17 protein-coding genes are annotated in these 20,297 nt (G+C 56.6%); 7 read left to right on the forward strand and 10 right to left on the reverse strand.

The genetic code is table 11. The features are described 5' to 3' along the window. The first annotated feature begins 16 nt into the window (after positions 1-16). Entirely contained in the window at positions 17-2,788 is a 2,772-nt protein-coding gene (gene barA / locus AAE045_RS00650; RefSeq protein ID WP_455546041.1) for a two-component sensor histidine kinase BarA, read from the forward strand. Here barA and AAE045_RS00655 read toward each other — a convergent pair. Next, positions 2,772-3,344 (reverse strand): TetR/AcrR family transcriptional regulator, encoded by a 573-nt coding sequence (locus AAE045_RS00655; protein WP_455546042.1) that lies wholly within the window; start codon positions 3,342-3,344, stop codon positions 2,772-2,774. The two genes, barA and AAE045_RS00655, sit on opposite strands and share 17 nt — an antisense overlap. Before the next feature lie 192 nt (positions 3,345-3,536). On the opposite strand from AAE045_RS00655, the gene AAE045_RS00660 reads away from it, so the two are divergent. Beyond that, positions 3,537-3,878 carry a helix-turn-helix domain-containing protein gene (locus tag AAE045_RS00660; protein ID WP_455546043.1) on the forward strand — a complete coding sequence of 114 codons (342 nt, stop codon included), beginning with the start codon at positions 3,537-3,539 and terminating at the stop codon, positions 3,876-3,878. Between the two features lie 22 nt (positions 3,879-3,900). Here AAE045_RS00660 and AAE045_RS00665 read toward each other — a convergent pair whose 3' ends face one another. From AAE045_RS00665 to syd, 8 genes are all read right to left on the reverse strand, one after another. Further along, complete coding sequence (locus tag AAE045_RS00665) at positions 3,901-5,040, reverse strand: glycerate kinase (RefSeq protein ID WP_455546044.1); 1,140 nt, start codon at positions 5,038-5,040, stop codon at positions 3,901-3,903. A 59-nt stretch (positions 5,041-5,099) separates the two neighbouring features. Then, the gene (gene gudD / locus AAE045_RS00670) at positions 5,100-6,440 is read right to left on the reverse strand and encodes a glucarate dehydratase (protein WP_455546045.1); all 1,341 of its coding nucleotides are present in this window, start codon (positions 6,438-6,440) and stop codon (positions 5,100-5,102) included. A gap of 27 nt (positions 6,441-6,467) precedes the next feature. After that, positions 6,468-7,808 carry an enolase C-terminal domain-like protein gene (locus tag AAE045_RS00675; protein ID WP_455546046.1) on the reverse strand — a complete coding sequence of 447 codons (1,341 nt, stop codon included), beginning with the start codon at positions 7,806-7,808 and terminating at the stop codon, positions 6,468-6,470. Beyond that, the gene (locus AAE045_RS00680; RefSeq protein WP_455546047.1) at positions 7,805-9,166 is read right to left on the reverse strand and encodes an MFS transporter; all 1,362 of its coding nucleotides are present in this window, start codon (positions 9,164-9,166) and stop codon (positions 7,805-7,807) included. The genes AAE045_RS00675 and AAE045_RS00680 overlap by 4 nt, the downstream gene beginning before the upstream one ends. 319 nt (positions 9,167-9,485) lie before the next feature. Beyond that, positions 9,486-9,935 carry a flavodoxin gene (locus AAE045_RS00685; protein WP_455546048.1) on the reverse strand — a complete coding sequence of 150 codons (450 nt, stop codon included), beginning with the start codon at positions 9,933-9,935 and terminating at the stop codon, positions 9,486-9,488. A 16-nt stretch (positions 9,936-9,951) separates the two neighbouring features. Beyond that, complete coding sequence (gene truC / locus AAE045_RS00690; protein WP_455546049.1) at positions 9,952-10,734, reverse strand: tRNA pseudouridine(65) synthase TruC; 783 nt, start codon at positions 10,732-10,734, stop codon at positions 9,952-9,954. Continuing rightward, entirely contained in the window at positions 10,734-11,063 is a 330-nt protein-coding gene (locus tag AAE045_RS00695; RefSeq protein WP_455546050.1) for a YqcC family protein, read from the reverse strand. Before AAE045_RS00695 ends, truC begins: the two co-directional genes overlap by 1 nt. Before the next feature lie 657 nt (positions 11,064-11,720). Beyond that, positions 11,721-12,269: a SecY-interacting protein gene (syd, locus tag AAE045_RS00700; RefSeq protein WP_455546051.1), complete on the reverse strand. Its 549-nt coding sequence runs from the start codon at positions 12,267-12,269 to the stop codon at positions 11,721-11,723. 68 nt (positions 12,270-12,337) lie between these two features. Here syd and queF point away from each other — a divergent pair, with 68 nt between their 5' ends. The 4 genes from queF (at position 12,338) to AAE045_RS00720 (ending at position 17,846) form a co-directional block, all read left to right on the forward strand. Next, positions 12,338-13,180: an NADPH-dependent 7-cyano-7-deazaguanine reductase QueF gene (queF, locus tag AAE045_RS00705; RefSeq protein ID WP_455546052.1), complete on the forward strand. Its 843-nt coding sequence runs from the start codon at positions 12,338-12,340 to the stop codon at positions 13,178-13,180. A gap of 115 nt (positions 13,181-13,295) precedes the next feature. Beyond that, positions 13,296-14,660: a nucleotide 5'-monophosphate nucleosidase PpnN gene (ppnN, locus tag AAE045_RS00710; RefSeq protein WP_455546053.1), complete on the forward strand. Its 1,365-nt coding sequence runs from the start codon at positions 13,296-13,298 to the stop codon at positions 14,658-14,660. A gap of 460 nt (positions 14,661-15,120) precedes the next feature. Further along, positions 15,121-16,410 (forward strand): HAAAP family serine/threonine permease, encoded by a 1,290-nt coding sequence (locus AAE045_RS00715; RefSeq protein ID WP_455425565.1) that lies wholly within the window; start codon positions 15,121-15,123, stop codon positions 16,408-16,410. A 71-nt stretch (positions 16,411-16,481) separates the two neighbouring features. Next, on the forward strand, positions 16,482-17,846 hold the full coding sequence (locus AAE045_RS00720) for an L-serine ammonia-lyase (protein WP_455546054.1): 1,365 nt from the start codon (positions 16,482-16,484) through the stop codon (positions 17,844-17,846). 179 nt (positions 17,847-18,025) lie between these two features. Here AAE045_RS00720 and kduI read toward each other — a convergent pair whose 3' ends face one another. Beyond that, positions 18,026-18,862 carry a 5-dehydro-4-deoxy-D-glucuronate isomerase gene (gene kduI / locus AAE045_RS00725; protein ID WP_455546055.1) on the reverse strand — a complete coding sequence of 279 codons (837 nt, stop codon included), beginning with the start codon at positions 18,860-18,862 and terminating at the stop codon, positions 18,026-18,028. Positions 18,863-19,220: 358 nt separating this feature from the next. Between kduI and kdgT the strand changes: the two genes are divergently transcribed. Continuing rightward, positions 19,221-20,210 carry a 2-keto-3-deoxygluconate transporter gene (kdgT, locus tag AAE045_RS00730; protein WP_455546056.1) on the forward strand — a complete coding sequence of 330 codons (990 nt, stop codon included), beginning with the start codon at positions 19,221-19,223 and terminating at the stop codon, positions 20,208-20,210. The last annotated feature ends 87 nt before the right edge of the window (positions 20,211-20,297 follow it).

A 20,297-nucleotide genomic window follows, 5' to 3' on the forward strand; every position in this document is an offset into this window, starting at 1 on the left:
CCCATATCGGAACCCCATGACCAACTACAGCCTGCGGGCACGCATGATGATCCTGATTCTGGCTCCGACGCTGATGATCGGTTTGCTGCTCAGTACCTTCTTTGTTGTCCACCGCTACAATGACTTACAGCGCCAGCTGGAAGATGCCGGCACCAGCATTATTGAACCGCTTGCCGTGTCGAGCGAGTACGGGATGAACTTCCACAGCCGGGAGTCTATCCGCGAACTGGTCAGCGTCCTGCACCGTCGCCACTCCGATATCGTCCGCGCCATCTCGGTATTCGATGAGAACAACAAGCTGTTTGTCACCTCAAACTTCCAGCTTAGCCCGTCCGTTCTGCAGCTTCCTGCCGGTGAAAAAATCCCCCACAGCCTGAGCGTCACGCGCAGAGGTGACGTGATAATCCTGCGGACGCCAATCATTTCCGAAAGCTACTCGCCGGACGAGTCGGCAGTGGTGGACGCCAAGCAGGACGGCAATACCCTCGGCTACGTCGCGATGGAGCTGGACCTGAAGTCGGTTCGCCTGCAGCAGTATCGGGAAATTTTCATTTCCACCATGATGATGCTGTTCTGCGTGGGGATTGCGATGCTGTTTGCCTACCGCCTGATGCGCGATGTAACCAGCCCAATTCGCAACATGGTCAACACGGTTGACCGTATCCGCCGGGGGCAGCTGGACAGCCGCGTCGAGGGCTTTATGCTCGGCGAGCTGGATATGCTGAAGAACGGCATTAACTCGATGGCGATGTCCCTGACCGCCTATCACGAGGAGATGCAGCACAATATTGACCAGGCCACCTCGGACCTGCGTGAAACCCTTGAGCAGATGGAAATCCAGAACGTTGAGCTGGATCTGGCCAAGAAGCGTGCCCAGGAAGCGGCCCGCATCAAGTCCGAATTCCTCGCCAACATGTCTCATGAGCTGCGTACGCCGCTTAACGGCGTGATTGGCTTTACCCGCCTGACGCTAAAAACGGATCTTAACGCCACCCAGCGTGACCATCTGCACACCATTGAACGCTCGGCGAACAACCTGCTGACCATCATCAACGACGTTTTAGACTTCTCCAAGCTCGAGGCCGGGAAGCTGATTCTGGAAAGCATCCCGTTCCCGCTGCGTAATACCCTGGATGAAGTCGTCACCCTGCTCGCCCACGCCGCCCACGACAAAGGCCTGGAGCTGACGCTCAATATTAAAAACGACGTGCCGGACAACGTGATTGGCGATCCGCTGCGTCTGCAGCAGGTCATCACCAACCTGGTCGGCAACGCGATTAAATTTACCGAAAGCGGCAACATCGACCTGCTGGTTGAGAAGCGGTCGCTGGGCAACAATAAAGTCCAGGTTGAGATGCAGATCCACGATACCGGCATCGGCATTCCCGAACGCGAGCAGTCGCGGCTGTTCCAGGCCTTCCGCCAGGCGGACGCCAGCATCTCCCGCCGCCACGGCGGCACCGGGCTGGGGCTGGTCATCACCCAGAAGCTGGTTAACGAAATGGGGGGCGATATCTCCTTCCACAGCCAGCCAAACCGCGGCTCGACCTTCTGGTTCCACATCAATCTGGATTTGAACCCTAACGCGGTGCTCGACGGCCACTCGACCGAAAACCTGACCGGGAAGCGCATCGCCTACGTTGAACAAAACGCCGCAGCGGCGCAAAGCACGCTGAATCTGCTTTCCAGCACGCCGCTAACGGTGGTCTACAGCCCGTCGTTCACCACGCTGCCGGACGAGCATTATGACATCCTGCTGATCGGCATCCCGATCACCTTCAGCGACACGCTGAGCATGGAGAATCCGAAGCTGCTGAAGGCGACGACCATGACGGACTGCCTGATCCTGGCGCTGCCATGCCACGCGCAGGTCAGCGCGGAAGACCTGAAGAGCAAAGGCGTGGCGGGCTGCCTGCTCAAACCAATCACCTCCACCCGCCTGTTGCCGATACTGGCGGACCGCTCGTTCAGCAAAACGCCAGCGCTGGTGGACGGCAGCGACTCGGGCAAGCTGCCAATGACGGTGATGGCGGTGGACGATAACCCGGCAAACCTGAAGCTGATCGGTGCGCTGCTCGAAGACCAGGTGCAGAACGTCGTGCTGTGCGACAGCGGTCTGCAGGCCATTGACCGCGCCAAGCAGATGCAGATAGACATCATCCTGATGGACATTCAGATGCCGGAAATGGACGGCATTCGCGCCTGCGAGCTGATCCGCCAGATGCCGCACCACCAGCAGACGCCGGTGATTGCCGTGACCGCCCACGCCATGGCCGGTCAGAAAGAAAAACTGCTGAGCGCCGGCATGAACGATTATCTCGCCAAGCCCATTGAGGAGCAGAAGCTGGTTAATCTGCTCACCCGCTACCAGCCCGGCAGCATCGTGGCCGCTCACCCGGCAATGACCCCGGATATTCCGCCGCAGAGCCTGCAGGCCAGCCAGACGCTGGACTGGCCGCTGGCGTTACAGCAGGCGGCCAATAAGCCCGATCTCGCACGGGACATGCTGCAAATGCTGCTCGCCTTCCTGCCGGAGGTACGTAACACCGTTGAGGAACAGCTGGTTGGGGAGGAGCCTGAAGGGCTGGTCGACATTATTCACAAGCTGCACGGCAGCTGCGGCTACAGCGGCGTACCGAAGCTAAAAAATATCTGTATGACGCTGGAGCACGAGATGCGCAGCGGCGTGCCCCCGCAGGAGCTGGAGCCGGAGTTGCTTGAGCTGCTGGATGAAATGGCTAACGTCTCAAAAGAAGCCCAGAAAATGCTGGCTAACTTCGCGACATAGCGCGCCACATCGCCTCAAAGCCCGAGGTTTTATATTCCTGGGCTTTTTCCGGCTCCCGGGAGGCGAATTCGGTGGTGGTTTCCGCGAGGGAGAAAAAAATAGCGTCGGCAAAGGCCGACTGCCCGCAGGATAAGAGTTCATTAGTAATGCAGTCTTCCGCAAGCTTGCGCAGTTCAGGATGAACACGCGCAACGCTGTCTTTGGTTTCCTGGGTGATCTTATCCGACACCGCCAGCTGACGCATCGCCTTGCTGGCCTGGGGATGAACAAGCCCCCAGTCGATGAAGCTGCTCCACACCATACGCGCCCGCTCTTTAACCGAGGCGTCGGCCTGAAAATTCTGCATCATCGTCCCACCGAGGCTCGTTTTCAGATACAGATACAGCCCGTTCAGCAGCTCATCCTTCGTGGCAAAGTAACGAAACAGCGTCCCTTCGGCGACACCGGCATTTTTGGCAATCAAAGACGTCGCCGCCCCTAAGCCGAATTCAGCCACGGCTAGCTTTGCGGCCTCAAGCAGCGCTACTCGTTTGTCTTCACTTTTTGGACGAGCCACATTTCCTCACAGATATTGCGAATTTACTCAAAATTAAACCATGTTCCCTGACGCCGGAGCAACTATGTTAAAACGTCCGCACCCACGCAACGATTAACATTTTGCTGACAAAAATGTCATTGACGGTGAACAACCGCCTCCTATAATGAGTGCTCACTCACTCAATGACAAGCGCATTAACCCGGAGGAAGTATGTCTATGCCCGCAAACTTCATGGAATCCCTGATTGAGTGGATTGAAGAAAATATGGATAAACCGCTGAGGATCGAGGACGTTGCGAAGCACTCCGGCTATTCGAAGTGGTACTTACAGAGAATGTTTACCAGCACCACGGGAAAAAGCATGGGCACCTGGATCCGCGACCGCAAGCTGATGCTGGCGGCGGCAGATCTGCTGAACACCAACGACCGTATCGTCGACATCTCTGAGCGTTACGGCTTTGATTCCCAGCAATCGTTCACGCGGATTTTCGGCAAAAAATATAATACTTCCCCTTCCGCCTACCGGAAAATGCACGAGCAAAAGGTTGCCTGATTTTTACACGATGGGCTAAGCGTTATAAAGCACGCCCTATCGCGAGCGTCGCGGCGATATTCCTTGCCGCCATGCGCAGGTTAGCCCCGGCGTTGTCCAGCGCCTCTTCCAGGGTACAGATGGTGTAAAGCACGCTGAATACGGCATCCACGCCGTGCTCATGCACCACGCCTGCGTCCGCCGTCAGGCTGCCGCCAATGCCAATTACCGGCTTCCCATAGCGTTTCGCTACTCTGGCAACGCCCACCGGGACCTTGCCGTGAATGCTCTGGCTGTCGATTCGTCCTTCACCGGTGATCACCAGGTCCGCATCGCGCACCAGCGCATCCAGACCCAGCGCCTCGGTAACAATTTCAATTCCCTGGCGCAGCTCCGCGCCGCAGAAAGCATAAAGCGCGGCGCCCATGCCGCCCGCCGCGCCGCCGCCGTCCAGCGTCAGCACGTCCTTATCAAGATCGCGGGCAATAATCCTGGCGTAGTGCGCGAGGAATTCATCCAGCCGCTTCACCATTTCCGGCGTTGCGCCTTTTTGTGGGCCAAAGACAGCGGAAGCCCCGTCCTCGCCGGTTAACGGATTGGTGACGTCGCAGGCGACCTCAATACGGCACTCCTGCAGGCGCTTGTCCAGCTCGCCGATGTCGATGCCTGCCAGCTTCTCAAGCTCGCCGCCGCCGTAGCCCAGCGCCTGCCCCTGCTTGTCCACCAGCTTAGCGCCCAGCGCCTGCACCATACCGATGCCGCCGTCGTTGGTGGCGCTGCCGCCGATGCCAATAATAATGTGCTTAACGCCGCCGTCCAGCGCGTGACGAATAAGCTCGCCGGTGCCCCATGACGTGGTCAGCAGCGGGTTACGCTGCGCGGCGGGCACCTGCTCCAGGCCGCTTGCCGCCGCCATTTCGATAAACGCACTTTTTCCGTCCCCGGACAGCCCATAAAAGGCATCAACGGGTTTTCCCAGCGGTCCGGTTACCTCAACTTCGACGATACTCCCTTCGGTTGCGGCAACCATCGCCTCTACCGTCCCTTCCCCTCCATCGGCAACGGGCAGCTTCACGTAGCTGGCGTCCGGGAAGATCTCCCGAAAACCGGCCTCAATTTGTGTCGCCACCTCCAGAGCGCTGAGGCTCTCTTTGTAAGAATCTGGTGCGATTACAATCTTCATATGCCGTCCGTCGCGATGTGGGGATGGGGTGTCCGGCGCCTGACGGCACCGGCTCCGTTTTAACGCACCATGCAAGGGCGTTTGTTATCAAACTTCCACTCAGGGATAAGATACTGCATCGCCATCGCATCATCACGTGCGCCAAGCCCGTGCTTCTGATAAAGCTCGTGGGCCTTCATCACCTGATCCATGTCCAGCTCGACGCCGAGGCCCGGCTTCGCTGGCACCTGCACCATGCCGCCTTTAATTTCAAACGGCTGTTTGGTCAGGCGCTGGTTGCCTTCCTGCCAGATCCAGTGGGTGTCGATGGCGGTGATTTTGCCCGGAGCCGCCGCCGCGACGTGGGTGAACATCGCCAGCGAGATATCAAAGTGGTTGTTGGAGTGTGAACCCCAGGTGAGGCCAAAGTCATGGCACATCTGCGCCACGCGCACCGACCCCTGCATGGTCCAGAAGTGCGGATCGGCAAGCGGGATATCAACGGACTGCAGGGAGAGCGTGTGCCCCATCTGACGCCAGTCGGTGGCGATCATATTGGTAGCCGTTGGCAGGCCGGTGGCGCGACGGAATTCCGCCATCACTTCACGGCCTGAATAGCCCTGCTCTGCACCGCACGGATCTTCAGCATAGGCCAGCACGCCGCGCAGCTGTTTGCCCAGCCCGATGGCTTCGTCGAGCGACCAGGCGCCGTTTGGATCCAGCGTCACGCGAGCCTGTGGGAAACGTTTTGCCAGCGCGGTAACCGCCTCGGCTTCTTCGCTGCCGGCCAGCACGCCGCCCTTCAGTTTGAAATCGTTGAAGCCGTATTTTTCATAGGCCGCTTCCGCCAGGCGCACCACGGTGTCCGGGGTCATGGCCTCTTCGTGGCGAATGCGGTACCAATCGCATTTCTCATCCGGCTGGCTCTGATAGGCCAGAGGCGTGGCTTTGCGGTTACCGACAAAGAACAGATAGCCCAGCATTTCCACTTCGCTACGCTGCTGACCGTCGCCCAGCAGGCTGGCCACGTTCACGCCGAGGTGCTGACCGAGCAGATCGAGCATGGCGGCTTCAATGCCGGTCACCACGTGGATAGTGGTACGCAGGTCAAACGTCTGTAAGCCACGGCCACCGGCGTCACGGTCGGCAAACTGCTGGCGTACGGCATTAAGAATGTTTTTGTATTCGCCCAGCGTTTTACCAACCACCAGCGCAGCGGCATCTTCCAGCGTCTTACGAATTTTTTCGCCGCCCGGAATTTCACCCACGCCGGTATGCCCGGAATTATCTTTGATAATAACGATATTGCGGGTGAAGAACGGCGCGTGCGCGCCGCTCAGGTTCATCAGCATGCTGTCGTGACCGGCTACGGGAATGACCTGCATTGTGGTGACGACGGGAGTAGAAGTTGAAGTGTTCATCTTTAATTCCTTTTTAATCGAAATGTCTTATCCGCGGCCAAAAGCGGGACGCTTGCGGTCGAACTGCCAGCCGGGAACTAAGTACTGCATGGCCGTGGCGTCGTTACGCGACCCGCCCGGCAGCGACTTGTAAACCTCATGCGCTTTCTGCACCTGGTCCCAGTCCAGCTCAACGCCCAGGCCAGGGGCATCCGGCACGGCAATTTTGCCGTTGACGATTTGCAGCGGGGACTTCGTCAGGCGCTGATCGCCCTCCTGCCAGATCCAGTGCGTATCGATGGCGGTCGGCCTGCCCGGTGCCGCAGCACCTACGTGGGTAAACATCGCCAGCGAGATATCAAAATGATTGTTCGAGTGGCAGCCCCACGTCAGGCCCCAGTCGTCGCACAGCTGCGCCACGCGAACCGCGCCGCTTAAGGTCCAGAAGTGCGGATCGGCAAGCGGGATATCCACCGCGTTTACCATCACGGCGTGGTTCATCTCACGCCAGTTGGTGGCGATCATATTCGTTGCCACCGGCAGACCCGTGGCGCGGCGGAACTCCGCCATGATCTCACGCCCGGAATAGCCCTGCTCAGCGCCGCATGGATCTTCGGCGTACGACAGAACATCGCCCATGCCCCTGCAAAGATCTATAGCTTCATCCAGCAGCCACGCGCCGTTCGGATCGACGGTAATGCGCGCGTCCGGGAAACGTTTTTTCAGCTCGCGGGCGGCGTCCAGCTCCTGTTCGCCGGGCAAAACCCCGCCTTTCAGCTTAAAGTCTTTGAAACCGTAGCGGTCCTGCGCCGCTTCCGCCAGCCGCACAATCGACTGGCTGGTCAGCGCTTGCTGATGGCGCAGCTCGTACCATGCGTGGCTGGCCTTGCTTCCGTCCAGATAGGGCAGATCGGTTTTGTTCCGGTCGCCAATATAGAACAGATAGCCCAGGACGGTGACCTCGTCGCGCTGCTTGCCCGGCCCCAGGAGTTCGCAGACCGGCACGTTCAGCGCCTTGCCGAGCAAATCCAGCAGCGCCGCCTCGAGCGCCGCCACTGCGTTGACGCGCAGTTCAAACGTCCAGGCGCCTTTACCGAAAGTATCGAAATCTGCCGACTGATTGCCCTTGTGGACGTTTTGCACCACGCGATTCATGCGGGCAACTTCCTGCCCGACAACCTGCGGGATCGCATCCACCAGCGTCTGGTAAATTGTCTCGCCGCCGGGCGCTTCGCCCACGCCAGTATTTCCGGCGTTATCCGTCAGCACCACGATGTTTCGCGTGAAGTAGGCCCCGTGCGCGCCGCCAATATTCAGCAGCATGCTGTCGTGACCGGCTACCGGGATGACCTTCATATCGGTAACTATCGGGCTTGCCTGAGTAGTCATGATGCGCGTCCTGTCAGCACGGGTTTGAGTTCAATACGCTTAATGTCGCCGACGATAATCAGGTAGCTCAGCACCGCGACCACCGCGTGGATGCCGACGTAAATCAGCGCGCCGTTAAACGAGCCGGAAACCCCGACAATGTAGCCGATAGCGATTGGCGTCACGATGCCGGAGACGTTACCGAACATGTTGAACAGGCCGCCGCTCAGGCCGCTAATCTCTTTCGGTGCTGTGTCGGCCATTACCGCCCAGCCCAGCGCGCCAATCCCCTTGCCGAAGAAGGCCATCGCCATAAAGCCCACGACCATCCATTCCGCCTGCACATAGTTACAGAACACCATGCTGACCGAAAGCAGCATGCCCAGCACGATTGGCGTCTTACGGGCGATGTTCAGGGAGCCGGTGCGGCGCATCAGCCAGTCGGAGATGACCCCACCCAGCACGCCCCCTACGAATCCGCATACCGCAGGGACGGAGGCAACGAAGCCCGCCTTGAGAATCGACATCCCCTTTTCCTGCACCAGATAGACCGGGAACCAGGTAATAAAGAAGTAGGTTAGCGCGTTGATGCAGTACTGGCCGATATAAATGCCGATCATCATGCGCGAACCGATGAGCTGTTTGATCTGGCCCCACTTCTGGGAGAAGGGAACGTGCTCTTTGGTCTGCTTCTGATCCATGTTGATCAGCGCGCCGCCCTCTTCGATGTACTCCAGCTCTTTTTTGTTCACGCCCGGGTGATTGTTCGGCTCGTGGATCACTTTCAGCCAGACGAAGCTGATGATGATGCCCAGACCGCCCATGAAGAAGAAGACGTGCGACCAGCCGACCTCATGCGTTAACCAGCCCATGATCGGCGCAAAGATCACCGTGGCGAAATACTGGGCTGAGTTAAAAATGGAAACCGCCGTGCCGCGCTCCTGCGCCGGGAACCAGGCGGCGACTATTCGACTGTTGCCGGGGAAAGAAGGCGCTTCGGCCAGGCCCACCAGGAAGCGCAGGGTAAACAGCGCAACGATAATGCCAAAGCCGTTGAAGACGTCGACGAAGCCCTGCAGCAGGGTGAACATCGACCAGATGAAGATTGACCAGAAATAGACACGTTTGGAGCCAAAGCGATCCAGCAGCCAGCCGCCGGGGATTTGGCCGATGACGTAGGCCCAGGAGAACGCCGAGAAAACGTAGCCCATGCCGATCGGATCGAGCCCGATGTCCTTTGCCATTTCCGAGCCGGCAATGGACAGCGTAGCGCGGTCGCCGTAGTTAAATGAGGTGACGATAAACAGCATCACCACTATCCAGTAGCGGGCGTTAGTCCTTTTTTCGACCACGCTCGCCGTTTGGCTAATTGTGTTCATGTTGCACTCCTGAATGATAGCTTTCGGCTACATTTCATTCTGAGAAGCTTTTGTAGGGTAATCAGAATGATGCGTCGGTTTATCCGCAGTTTTTATCTTAGCGACACGCGGGGTGAAGCGGGTATCTGCGGTTTATTCTTTGACCGACTAGAAGTATATGAAGGGAGCCTGTGCGCCTCATCGTGCAATGACACAAGTTTGCCGGGCGGGGTTTGAGCACTTTATGGCGTCTGTCCAGGGTGCTGGGGGATGGTTCACGAAAATGGAATTGGGGGAAGTTTTGTGGGGCGGATAAGCGCATGCGCCATCCGCCGGAGAATTATTTAAGCAGCGTAGCCCAGTGCTCAACCCAGGGGTTAGCCACGGCTTCAGGTTCAGGGTGGTCATTGGCATCAATGAGCAACACTTCGCCGACGCGGGTTGCGCCCTGCTCCTGCAGCAGCGCGTCAAACTTTTTGCCGCCGCCGCAGAAATGGTCGTAGTTGCTGTCGCCCAGCGCGATCACACCGTAGCGCAGCTCCGGCTGGTAGCCTACGTCATCTTTCAGCGCCTGGAATAACGGCACGATGCTGTCCGGTAGATCGCCCTGGCCGGTAGTGGAGGTGACGACCAGCACATGCTGATTCTGATAGGGCTGCCAGTCCGACAGCTCCGGATCTTCAAATACCTTCGCCTGATGGCCTTTGCCTTTCAGGATCGTTTCGGCCTCCTCTGCCACCAGCAGCGCGTTGCCATACATGGTGCCAACAAAAATACCCACTTCAGCCATCGGTTAACTCCCTGAATTATGGTTCTGAGGATCCATCCTGACCGTTGCCCGGATCAAACTCAACCTTTTCAATGTCGCCCAGCATTCCACGCCAGCCAAACTGTGACATCATGCGCATCCAGGTGTCGTCGAGCCTTGCGCGCAGCGTCAGCGGCTCGCCGGTAACGGGATGAATCAGCGCCAGCTGGCTTGCGTGCAGCATCAGGCGCTGGCAGCCAAAATGTTCAGCCGCACCGCGATTCTGGCGCAGATCGCCATGTTTTGAATCACCAATAATAGGATGGCGCAGGTGGGTCATGTGGCGACGAAGCTGATGCTTACGTCCGGTTTTGGGCTCCAGCTCAACCAGGCTGTAGCGCGCCGTTGGGTAACGGCTGACCGGCACGGGCATCTCTACCTTTGCCAGACTGCGATAGTGGGTCACCGCAGGCTGCGGGCCTTTATCCTGCGAGGCGTGCTTGTCGGCGATTTTATCCATCTCTTCAACAAGCGGATAATCCAGCACGGCGTCGTCTTCCAGCCAGCCGCGCACCACCGCATGGTAGCGTTTTTGGATCTGATGATTCTCGAACTGCTGTGAGAGCATACGACCCACGTCGCTCGACAGCCCCATCAGCAGTACGCCAGAGGTTGGCCTGTCCAGACGATGCACGGTGAACACATGCTTACCAATCTGGTCACGCACTGTCTGCATAACAAAGACCGTCTCGTGCCTGTCCAGCCAGCTGCGGTGAACCAGCCAGCCCGACGGCTTGTTCACCGCGACCAGCCACTCATCCTGATAGATAATTTCCAGCATCAGTCGGCGCTGCCCGCGAACAGGACGTCCAGCTCCTGCAGCGCCGCCAGCAGCGGTTCACGACCGATGTGCGCCGCATCCAGCGCCATTTCATAATAAGGCGCGATGGCGAAAGACGAGGGCAACGGCTGCGCGCTGTCAATCAAGGCGTGCATCCGGGGGATCAGCACCCACTGAAGCCACTCGTGCGGCTCCAGCGTATCCATACAAAAAGGCTGGTCGCTTTCAAATGCCGTCGGAGCCGGGGCTACGCCCTGCCAAAGATGGTGATCTCGCAGGACCTGTTCGATTGCGAGTAAATGCTGGCGCACCAGCGCATGGCGTTCCATGGAAACCTCAAACGTCAGTCAAAATTTGCGGGCAAGCATACCACTTATCGGCCGCACGGAAAAAAAGCATAAAAAAAGGGAGCACTGTTTTTACACAGTGCTCCCGGTTCGTTTCGCAGCTAATCCGGCTACTTTTGGTGCTCCCTGCTCGTCCGTGACAACTTTGTCCAGTGGTCTCCTGACCTACAATCCATCGTACGCGCTTCCTGCATCCAACATCCTGCTGGTGTCCTGCATCATCCTGATGCTTTTTCCTTTAGTCTTCCAGACCCACCGATCGTCCTGATTCGGCTCTCATTCTCCGTCCTGGAGGTGTCCTTTACTCTTCCTGAGTGTTCCATGCTTCATCCTGAAGCCTTCCTTGTCACACCGTCCTGGTGTCATCCGCTTCTTCGCAAAGTGACATCATCCTGACATCTCCTTCACTACCCGACTCCCTGTCGATGAACATAGGATCTAATATTTAGCACCCTATGACAAGGCACCCAGCGGGAAAGTTCCAGAAAACTTTCATTCGAAGGTTACTGTAAGCTAGCTTAATCTATTGATTTAAAAAGATATGAAGGTTATTGAGTCAGCCAATAACCCACGAAAAGTTAGCGATCTCTTACAGCATTTGTAAGAGATCTCTCACAGACGCAGCCCAGTGGATAAGGGTTAAACGACCTGAGGCTGGAGATCCTGCAGGAACGCCGCCAGCGAAGGCGCAAGCGTGGAGCGGGTTTTGGTGCCAATTTTTTCCAGCACCACTTCCCCGCTGAGGTTGCAGAGCGACACCACTTCCATCTCATCCTGGGTGGTTGCGAGGAACAGCGTCGGCGACAGCTTCAGGCGTTTCTGCGTCACCAGGTGACCAATGAGATTTTCCTGCACACGCTGAAAATCGTCTTCGCTCCAGGCCTGCAGGAGCGTCAACGCAACGTTCCCGGAAATTGCTGGCATATCGCCTGCAAACTGCGTGGTGTAAAACTGATGGGCCGCAGGCTGGAGAGAGATATCCATAGCGCGCTCAACCGCACTGAGATCGGCTTCGAGGGTAAAAGGCTGCGGCTGCCAGCGCACATCGCTTCCGGTCGTGGTGACGATACACGGTGACGGAACCCCATACAGCTCTTCGCTTGCGGGCCAGCCCCCGGTCTGCTCACGCCATGCGGTACAAAAACGTTCCGTGAAAGCTTCCAGCGCCTGGCGCACGTCGTTATCCATCAATTTCTCACTCTCATAAGGCTGCGGTACAATAGAGGCTAATTGTACCTGCATTCTATCGGTGACACATGTCTTATGAAAAACACCAGGCGCTGAGCGGCCTGACGCTGGGCAAACCTACGGCCTACCAGGATAACTACGAACCGGCCCTGCTGCAGGCCGTGCCACGCAGCCTCAATCGCGATCCGCTGGGCCTTCACGCGGAGGCCCTGCCCTTTAGCGGTGGCGATATCTGGACGCTGTACGAGCTTTCCTGGCTTAACGACAACGGCCTGCCGCAGGTTGCCGTCGGGCATGTTCAGCTTGATGCGAACAGCGTCAACCTGGTGGAATCTAAAAGCTTTAAGCTCTATCTGAACAGTTTTAACCAGACGCGTTTCAGCGACTGGGAAACGGTGCAGGAAACGTTAAAGCGTGATTTAAGCGCCTGCGCCCAGGGTGACGTTAGCGTGGTGCTGTTCCGCCTGCACGAGCTGGAAGGCCAGGAAATCGCGGCGTTCACCGGCGAGTGCATTGACGGACAGGACATCGTAATAGACAGCTACGAATTCAACGCTGATTACCTGGACGGCGCCGCCGGGAAAGATATCGTTGAAGAGACGCTGGTCAGCCACCTGCTGAAATCCAACTGTCTTATCACCCACCAGCCGGACTGGGGTTCGGTGCAGATCCGCTACCGCGGGGCGCGTATTGACCGTGAGAAGCTGCTGCGCTACCTGGTCTCCTTCCGCCACCACAACGAATTCCACGAGCAGTGCGTTGAGCGCATCTTCAATGATATTCAGAAGTTTTGTCAGCCCGAGTCGCTGAGCGTTTATGCCCGCTATACCCGTCGCGGCGGGCTGGATATCAACCCCTGGCGCACCAATACCGATTTCCATCCGGCATTTGGCCGCCTGGTTCGTCAATAAATGCGAAATGCTTCGCACGGCGCGCAGGGAATCTTGTTTTCGGGTTGTTAAAGTTAAGACGGCAGGGCTATTGTAATCACTGGGAGCGGCACTTTTCGTCCCGTAAGGAGTTAACTTGATTACACATATTAGCCCGCTTGGCTCTATGGATATGCTGTCGCAGCTGGAAGTCGATATGCTTAAACGCACGGCCAGCAGCGACATTTACCAACTGTTCCGTAACTGTTCACTTGCCGTACTTAACTCAGGAAGCCAGACCGACAGCAGTAAAGAGCTTCTCTCACGCTACGAAAACTTTGATATCAACGTGTTGCGCCGTGAACGCGGCGTCAAACTGGAGCTGATCAACCCGCCGGAAGAGGCCTTTGTCGATGGCCGTATCATCCGCGCTCTGCAGGCTAACCTGTTCGCGGTGCTCCGCGACATCCTGTTTGTTAACGGCCAGCTATCCAGCTCCGGGCGCTTCCAGAATCTCGACCTGGAAGAGCCCGCCAATATCACCAACATGGTGTTCTCTATTCTGCGTAACGCCCGCGCGCTGCACGTCGGCGAAGCGCCAAACCTCGTCGTCTGCTGGGGCGGCCACTCCATCAACGAAAACGAATATCTGTATGCCCGTCGGGTCGGCACCCAGCTGGGCCTGCGCGAACTGAACATCTGTACGGGCTGTGGCCCCGGCGCCATGGAAGCGCCAATGAAGGGGGCAGCCGTAGGCCAGGCGCAACAGCGCTTCAGAGAAGGCCGTTTCATCGGTCTGACCGAACCCTCTATTATTGCCGCCGAGCCGCCTAACCCGCTGGTTAACGAGCTGATTATCATGCCGGATATCGAAAAACGCCTCGAAGCGTTTGTCCGTATCGCCCACGGCATCATTATCTTCCCGGGCGGCGTGGGTACGGCTGAAGAGCTGCTTTATCTGCTGGGCATTCTGATGAACCCACATAACCACGACCAGGTGCTGCCGCTGATCCTGACCGGCCCGAAAGAGAGCGCGGACTACTTCCGGGTGCTGGACGAGTTTATCGTCAACACCGTGGGCGAGCAGGCCCGCCGCCATTACAAAATCATTATCGATGATGCGCCGGAAGTGGCGCGCCTGATGAAAAAAGCGATGCCGCAGGTGAAAGAGTACCGTCGCGAAACCGGCGATGCCTACAGCTTCAACTGGTCGATTCGTATCGCGCCGGAGCTGCAAATGCCGTTTGAGCCAACCCATGAAAACATGGCGAACCTCAAACTCTATCCCGATCGGCCAGCAGAAGAGCTGGCCGCCTCGCTGCGCAGGGCCTTCTCGGGCATTGTCGCGGGTAACGTCAAAGAAGGTGGCATTCACGCCATCGAGAAATACGGCCCGTACAAAATCCACGGCGATGCGCAGATGATGAAACGCATGGACGATTTGCTGCAGGGCTTTGTCGCCCAGCACCGTATGAAGCTGCCGGGCAGCGCCTACATCCCCTGCTACGAAATCTGCACCTGACAGCCCCAGGGGCGACGGCTACGTCGCCCCTCCTTTCATTCAACAATCTTATATAGCCAACCGATTGCGTAGCCCATTCCGCCGTTAATCATCACGACTTTTAAGCAATTCCCTCCAGAAAACGCTGCTAATGCAGTTTTTTACAGTTCAAAGCCATGTATTTAATGCCGTTTAATTTATCGCATCTATGGCAAATGATAGTCTTTGCGCGCTTAAATTTGGCGAGGCCAATCTCATCCAGGATGAAATACCAGCAACCATTACGTTAGTAGTGGATTCTTGCATTTGGGATCGCGATCACTGATAGATTGATAACATAAATGTATCTTTCCGCCCGCCAATAGTTACGGGTCAAAATTACTAGAAAAACGCCCTGGCACAGAATTTAGTTTCAACAGTCAAACGAAAAACCTCGTCATTGACTGAAATTTCGCACAATAAGTTCCTTCTGGAGAAGTTGATGGATACCACACAAACCGGCAGTATTGCCTCTGTCGAGACAAAAAGTTCCTGGCGCAAATCGGACACCATGTGGATGCTCGGCCTGTACGGCACCGCAATCGGCGCTGGCGTGCTGTTCTTACCAATTAACGCTGGCGTTGGCGGCCTGATCCCGCTGCTGATTATGGCCGTCCTTGCGTTCCCGATGACCTACTTTGCCCACCGCGGCCTGACCCGCTTCGTGCTGTCCGGTAAGAATCCGGGCGAAGACATCACCGAAGTTGTTGAAGAGCACTTCGGCGTTGGCGCGGGTAAAATCATTACCCTGCTCTACTTCTTCGCTATCTACCCAATTCTGCTGGTTTACAGCGTGGCCATCACCAATACCGTGGACAGCTTCATCACCCACCAGCTGGGTATGGTGTCACCGCCGCGTTTCATCCTGTCCCTGATCCTTATTGTCGGCATGATGACCATCGTTCGTTTCGGCGAGCAGATGATCGTTAAGGCGATGAGTATCCTGGTGTTCCCGTTCGTTATCGCGCTGATGCTGCTGGCCCTGTACCTGATCCCTAACTGGACCGGTGCGGTGTTCGACACGCTCTCCTTCAGCAGCACCCCGGCAACCGGCAGCGGCCTGTGGATGACCCTGTGGCTGGCAATTCCGGTCATGGTCTTCTCCTTCAACCACTCACCGATCATCTCTTCCTTCGCGGTAGCCAAGCGTGAAGAGTACGGCGATGGCGCTGAGAAAAAATGTTCCCGCATCCTGGCATTCGCACACATCATGATGGTGCTGACCGTTATGTTCTTCGTGTTCAGCTGCGTGCTGAGCCTGTCTCCTGCTAACCTGGCAGAAGCGAAAGCGCAGAACATCTCCATCCTGTCTTACCTGGCGAACCACTTTAACGCGCCGGTTATCGCCTGGATGGCCCCCATCATCGCGATGGTAGCGATCACCAAATCCTTCCTCGGCCACTACTTAGGCGCCCGTGAAGGCTTCAACGGTCTGATTATCAAATCGCTGCGCGGCAAAGGCAAAAGCATTGAGATCAACAAGCTGAACCGCATCACCGCGATCTTCATGCTGGTCACCACCTGGATTGTGGCGACGCTGAACCCAAGTATTCTGGGGATGATTGAAACCCTGGGCGGCCCGGTTATCGCCATGATCCTGTTCCTGATGCCGATGTACGCGATTCAGAAAGTCCCGGCCATGCGCAAATACAGCGGCCACATCAGCAACGTGTTCGTTGTGGTCATGGGCCTGATTGCTATCTCTGCAATCTTCTACTCTCTGTTCGGCTAATAGCCCTAAACCGCCTGCTCTCTGCGGGCGGTTCTTCCCCCTCTTCAAGTCACTCACGCAATGGACGCATCATGATTAGCGTATTCGACATTTTTAAAATCGGCATCGGGCCTTCCAGCTCGCATACCGTCGGCCCGATGAAGGCCGGTAAACAGTTCGCTGATGACTTAATCGCGCAAGGGATTTTGCACGATGTCACCCGCGTAATTGTTGATGTTTATGGTTCCCTGTCGCTGACCGGCAAGGGCCACCACACCGATATCGCCATTATTATGGGACTGGCGGGTAATCTGCCGGACACGGTAGATATCGATTCCATCCCGCATTTTATCCAGGATGTGAATACCCACAGCCGCCTGCTGCTGGCCAACGGCGCGCACGAAGTTGAGTTCCCGGTTGATAGCTGCATGAATTTCCATACCGACAACCTGTCGCTGCACGAGAACGGCATGCGTATCACGGCAGTCGCTGGCGATACGGTTCTTTATAGCCAGACTTACTACTCTATCGGCGGCGGCTTTATCGTAGATGAAGCGCATTTTGGCGTGGAAGATACGCAAAAGGTGTCGGTTCCCTACCCGTATAAAAACGCAGTCGACCTGCGCAAACATTGCGACGAGACGGGACTTTCCCTGTCCGGGCTGATGATGCAGAACGAACGTGCGATGCACACGCAGGCGGAAATAGACGCGCACTTCGCGAACGTGTGGAACGTTATGTGCAGCGGCATCGAGCGCGGCATCACCACCGAAGGTGTTCTTCCGGGAAAAATGCGCGTTCCTCGCCGGGCAGCGGCACTGCGCAGAATGCTGGTAAGCAGCGACAAGAACAACTCAGATCCCATGGCGGTTGTTGACTGGATCAACATGTTCGCGCTGGCGGTCAACGAAGAGAACGCAGCCGGTGGCCGTGTCGTCACCGCGCCAACCAACGGCGCATGTGGTATTGTTCCTGCGGTACTGGCCTACTACGACAAGTTTATCCGTGAAGTGAATGCTAACTCCTGCGCGCGCTACTTCCTGGCCGCCGGGGCCATTGGCTCACTTTATAAGATGAACGCCTCGATTTCCGGGGCGGAAGTAGGCTGTCAGGGTGAAGTCGGCGTGGCCTGTTCCATGGCGGCGGCTGGCCTTGCGGAACTACTGGGCGGCAGCCCGGCGCAGGTTTGCATCGCGGCGGAAATCGGCATGGAGCACAACCTGGGGCTGACATGTGACCCGGTTGCGGGACAGGTTCAGGTGCCATGCATCGAGCGTAACGCGATTGCGGCCGTGAAGGCGGTCAACGCCGCGCGTATGGCTATGCGCCGCACCAGCGAGCCACGGGTTAGCCTGGATAAAGTTATTGAGACAATGTACGAAACGGGCAAAGACATGAACGCCAAATACCGGGAGACCTCTCGTGGCGGGCTGGCGATGAAAGTTTCCTGCGATTAATAAGGCCCCTCACCCTAACCCTCTCCCCAAAGGGGCGAGGGAACTGGATCGAGTGCCTGGCCCGTCTCCCTTTCAGAGAGAGGCCATTCAGTTTCTGCTCCCTCTCCCCTTTCAGAGAGAGGCCATCCAGTTTCTGCTCCCTCTCCCTTTCAGGGAGAGGGCCGGGGTGAGGGTAAGAACTAGCGCAAATCCCCCACCTTCACGTGGTCCATATCATCAAATACCTGGTTCTCGCCCACCATTCCCCAGATAAACGTATACGCCCTGGTTCCCACACCGGAGTGAATCGACCAGCTTGGTGAAATCACCGCCTGCTCGTTCTGCACCACAATGTGACGCGTCTCCTGCGGCTGGCCCATCATATGGAATACGCAGCTGTTCTCTTCCAGACCGAAATAGAAATAGACTTCCATACGGCGTTCGTGGGTGTGGCACGGCATGGTGTTCCACAGGTTGCCCGGTGCCAGTTCGGTGAGACCCATGCTCAGCTGGCAGGTTTCCAGCACGTCCGGCACAAAGTATTTGTTGATGGTACGGCGGTTGCTGGTAACGTCTTCGCCCAGCGAAACTGGCGATACGTCAGCAGGCGTCACGCGCTTCGTCGGGTAAGTCGTATGGGCTGGCGCGCAGTTATAGTAGAAGCGCGCAGGTTTAGCAGCGTCCACGCTTTCAAACACCACCTCTTTCGCGCCTTTCCCGACATATAAAGCATCGCGATGGCCAATTTCATAGCAGGTGCCATCAACGGTAATCGTCCCCGGCCCGCCAATGTTAATTACGCCCAGCTCGCGGCGCTCCAGGAAATAGCTCACGCCCAGCTGCTTGCCAACTTCTCCCCCTACGCTCACGGAACGTGTCACCGGCATCACACCGCCCACAATAATGCGGTCGATATGGCTGTAGGTCATGGTGTACGCATCGGCGGTAAAAATGGTCTCGACCAGAAACTCTTTGCGCAGGCCTGCCGTATCGAGCGTTTTAGCATGATCGCTGTGAATGCTTTGACGAATATCCATGACTTCTCCTCATTAAACCCGAATTAAATACTCAAGTTAATTACACAAAATTTACATTTAACTGACTTACTAAATAGTTTAGCAGCGGCCCCGGCGAAATAATGTGATCCAAATTGAAATATCGTTTCATTTTCATTGAATCATAATTCCAATCAATAGATAGTACCAGCCATAAAGTTTCTGTTGGAGCACGGTTACCCAGCTTAAGAGTCTTTCACAGCAGCGAAACAGGAGCGGCCCGTAAGCCACTCAGGCGAAATTTAGCTAACTCAATAAAAAGAAAAACTTTTTATTGCGGACCTCTGCATCCCTTTTTCGGCTGACGCCGCAGGGATAAAAAAGAATGGAGAGTATTTAAATGAAAATCAAAGCCACGATTGAACGTATTCCGGGCGGTATGATGCTGATCCCACTGTTATTAGGGGCCATGCTCAATACCTTCGCACCGCAGACCGGGGCTTACTTCGGATCATTCACCAAAGGAATGATCAGCGGCACGGTGCCGATCCTGGCCGTCTGGTTCTTCTGCATTGGTGCCTCCATCGATCTGCGCGCTACCGGCACTGTGCTGCGCAAGTCCGGGACGCTGGTAATCACTAAGATTGCCGTTGCGTGGGTGGTGGCGATGATTGCCGCCTCCTTTATTCCAGATGAAGGCATCCAGACAGGGATGTTCGCTGGCCTTTCCGTACTGGCGCTGGTTTCCGCGATGGATATGACGAACGGCGGCCTGTACGCCAGCCTGATGAACCAGTATGGCACCAAAGAAGAGTCGGGCGCCTTTGTCCTGATGTCTCTGGAATCCGGCCCGCTGATGACCATGGTTATTCTTGGTTCTGCTGGCCTCGCCTCCTTCGAACCGCACCACTTTATCGGGGCCGTTCTGCCGTTCCTGATCGGTTTCACACTCGGTAACCTGGACCATGATTTCCGCGCCTTCTTCAGCAAAGCAACGCCGACGCTGATTCCGTTCTTCGGCTTCGCGCTGGGCAATACCATCAATCTGAACGTGATTATGGATACCGGCCTGCTGGGCATTATGCTGGGCGTAGCCGTTATCGTCGTGACGGGCATCCCGCTGATTCTGGCGGACAAATTTATCGGCGGCGGCAACGGTACGGCAGGCATTGCAGCTTCGTCTGCTGCGGGTGCCGCAGTGGCAAACCCGGTGATTATCGCGCAGATTAACCCGGCGTTTGAGCCGGTCGCCGCATCGGCTACGGCACTGGTGGCCGCAAGCGTCATCGTGACGGCGATTCTGGTACCTATCATTACCGCAATCTACTCCCGGCGAGTGGGCGGCAAGGTGAAAGAAAAAGCCTTAGTCCAGGAAGTACAGCATCACTAAACAAAAGGAGCCGAAAGGCTCCTTTTTAGTTATGTTGGGGATAAGCCTGTGTCGGATGACGCAAGCTTATCCGACCTACAAAAAGTT

This window comes from Dryocola clanedunensis (assembly GCF_038405435.1).
GTDB lineage: Bacteria > Pseudomonadota > Gammaproteobacteria > Enterobacterales > Enterobacteriaceae > Dryocola > Dryocola clanedunensis_A.

Coding starts and splice junctions, on each gene's coding strand:
- kduI (WP_455546055.1), bottom strand. CDS start 18,862: ATGGATATTCGTCAAAGCATTCACAGCGATCATGCTAAAACGCTCGAT.
- AAE045_RS00665 (WP_455546044.1), bottom strand. CDS start 5,040: ATGAAGATTGTAATCGCACCAGATTCTTACAAAGAGAGCCTCAGCGCT.
- AAE045_RS00695 (WP_455546050.1), bottom strand. CDS start 11,063: ATGGAACGCCATGCGCTGGTGCGCCAGCATTTACTCGCAATCGAACAG.
- AAE045_RS00715 (WP_455425565.1), top strand. CDS start 15,121: ATGGATACCACACAAACCGGCAGTATTGCCTCTGTCGAGACAAAAAGT.
- AAE045_RS00675 (WP_455546046.1), bottom strand. CDS start 7,808: ATGACTACTCAGGCAAGCCCGATAGTTACCGATATGAAGGTCATCCCG.
- gudD (WP_455546045.1), bottom strand. CDS start 6,440: ATGAACACTTCAACTTCTACTCCCGTCGTCACCACAATGCAGGTCATT.
- queF (WP_455546052.1), top strand. CDS start 12,338: ATGTCTTATGAAAAACACCAGGCGCTGAGCGGCCTGACGCTGGGCAAA.
- AAE045_RS00685 (WP_455546048.1), bottom strand. CDS start 9,935: ATGGCTGAAGTGGGTATTTTTGTTGGCACCATGTATGGCAACGCGCTG.
- syd (WP_455546051.1), bottom strand. CDS start 12,269: ATGGATAACGACGTGCGCCAGGCGCTGGAAGCTTTCACGGAACGTTTT.
- AAE045_RS00680 (WP_455546047.1), bottom strand. CDS start 9,166: ATGAACACAATTAGCCAAACGGCGAGCGTGGTCGAAAAAAGGACTAAC.
- truC (WP_455546049.1), bottom strand. CDS start 10,734: ATGCTGGAAATTATCTATCAGGATGAGTGGCTGGTCGCGGTGAACAAG.
- kdgT (WP_455546056.1), top strand. CDS start 19,221: ATGAAAATCAAAGCCACGATTGAACGTATTCCGGGCGGTATGATGCTG.
- barA (WP_455546041.1), top strand. CDS start 17: ATGACCAACTACAGCCTGCGGGCACGCATGATGATCCTGATTCTGGCT.
- AAE045_RS00720 (WP_455546054.1), top strand. CDS start 16,482: ATGATTAGCGTATTCGACATTTTTAAAATCGGCATCGGGCCTTCCAGC.
- AAE045_RS00660 (WP_455546043.1), top strand. CDS start 3,537: ATGTCTATGCCCGCAAACTTCATGGAATCCCTGATTGAGTGGATTGAA.